The organism is Cupriavidus sp. SIMBA_020 (assembly GCF_046535395.1).
GTDB lineage: Bacteria > Pseudomonadota > Gammaproteobacteria > Burkholderiales > Burkholderiaceae > Cupriavidus > Cupriavidus campinensis.
This window is the reverse complement of record NZ_JAWRWU010001542.1, coordinates 1-240: the sequence shown is the minus strand read 5'-3', so window position 1 is coordinate 240 and position 240 is coordinate 1. Positions and strand designations below refer to the sequence as shown.

The window sequence follows — 240 nt, the reverse complement described above, 5'->3', positions numbered from 1 at the left end:
CTGCACGACAGACACGGCCTTGCGGTCCAGCAGCTGCTTGAAGCCGTACAGCGAGAACTCGTGCTCGCCGCCGGAGATCGGAATGCGCGTGAGCTGGTTCAGTTCCGCGTAGCCGTCGATGTCGTCGGCGATCACCGGTTCCTCGAGCCAGCGCGGCTGATACTTCTCTAGCTTCGGCAGGATGCGCTTCGCGTACTCGAGATTCCAGCCCATGTAGCACTCGAGCATCAGGTCGTTGTC

General features: G+C 61.7%; 1 protein-coding gene. It reads right to left on the bottom strand.

Annotated features, from left to right (window positions below):
- Positions 1-240 (bottom strand): enolase C-terminal domain-like protein (locus SB751_RS34765; protein WP_410749585.1); only part of this gene is annotated, 240 nt, incomplete at both ends.